Raw genomic sequence first — 1,279 nt, 5'->3', positions numbered from 1 at the left:
AGCTGTCGCCCCCCACCCAAAGGCTGCCAGCGCGCCGCATCGCAGCCCCCGACCCAACCCGAGGAGCCCACGCCATGACCCAGCCACAGGGAGCCCTGCTCGTCGGCAGCATCAACCTGCCCGACGCCGAGCACACCTTCCGCGCCGCCGCGGAGACCCTCGGCGCGCACCTGCGCCGCCTGCCCGACGGTGAGCCCGGGGAACGCTTCCATTGGATCGTGTTCCAGCCGGATGTGCTCGGACGCGCGGCGGGCATCGAGCGCGTCGGCGAGGAGCCCGTGCGCATCCGCACCTCGGATGTGCGCCCGCTGCGCATCGCCGAGGGCGTGGACCCGGCCACGATCGAGCTGCCCCCGCTCGGCTACGCCGCGGCCGCCCGCGACTCCTACGCACGCTTCGTGCGGCTTCGCGCGGAGGGCGTCATCCCGAAGCACCTGCGCTTCCAGGTCTCGCTGCCCACCCCGCTCTCGGTGATCCAGAGTTTCGTCGTTCCGGAATCCCGCGCCGCGTTCACCCCGCTGTACACGGCCGCGATCTTCCGCGAGCTGGCCGAGATCCTTGCCGAGATCCCGCACCACGATCTCGCGATCCAGTGGGACTGCGCCCTGGAGTTCGCCCTGATCGAGCGGGCGGGCGTCGGCGCGAGCGCCGTGGAGACCGCGGAGGAGCGCGCGGCGCTCTGGGACGACCTGATCGCCCGCGGCGCGGAGCAGGCCGCCCGGGTTCCCGAGGCCGTCGAGCTCGGCTACCACCTCTGTTACGGCGATGTCGCGGAGAAACACTTCGTGGAGCCCACGGACACGGCCAACCTGGTGGCCTTCGCGAACCGGCTCGCGGCGGCCGCGCCCCGGAGCCTGACCTGGGTCCACCTGCCCGTGCCGATCGAGCGCGACGACGACGCCTACTTCGCCCCGCTCGGCGAGCTGGCGCTCGCCCCAGAGACCGAGCTGTTCCTCGGCCTCGTACACCGCGAGGACGGGGCCGCCGGGGCCGAGCGCCGGATCGCGACCGCCCTGCGGCACGTTTCCGCCTTCGGCGTCGCCACCGAGTGCGGCATCGGCCGCGCCCCCGACGGGGTGACCGTGCCGCTGTTCGAGGCGCACGCCGCCGTCGCGGCGCCCGTCGTCTGATCGCCCGGGAGGCGGGCTCGGGCGGCTCCGGCGCGTCCGGCGCAGAAAACGCCAACTCACGGAGGGGCATCGGCTTCTGCTCGGGGAGCCAACGCTAGACTCGAAAAACCATGAGGCGAATCGTCACGGCAGCCGTAGCTGCGTTGGAA

1 protein-coding gene is annotated in these 1,279 nt (G+C 72.9%); it reads left to right on the top strand.

The window, feature by feature from the left end; genetic code table 11:
- Positions 1-74 precede the first annotated feature (74 nt).
- Positions 75-1,130, top strand: a complete 1,056-nt coding sequence (locus OOT08_RS06250) for a hypothetical protein (RefSeq protein WP_325091721.1) — start codon at positions 75-77, stop codon at positions 1,128-1,130.
- Positions 1,131-1,279 lie beyond the last annotated feature (149 nt).

Origin of the sequence: Leucobacter sp. M11 (assembly GCF_035726885.1) — a bacterium.
Classification (GTDB): Bacteria; Actinomycetota; Actinomycetes; order Actinomycetales; family Microbacteriaceae; genus JAPFRB01.
This window is presented reverse-complemented; position numbering and strand designations above follow the sequence as displayed.

Excerpts from the sequence above, each read along its gene's own strand:
- OOT08_RS06250 (WP_325091721.1), top strand. The coding sequence starts at position 75 with ATGACCCAGCCACAGGGAGCCCTGCTCGTCGGCAGCATCAACCTGCCC.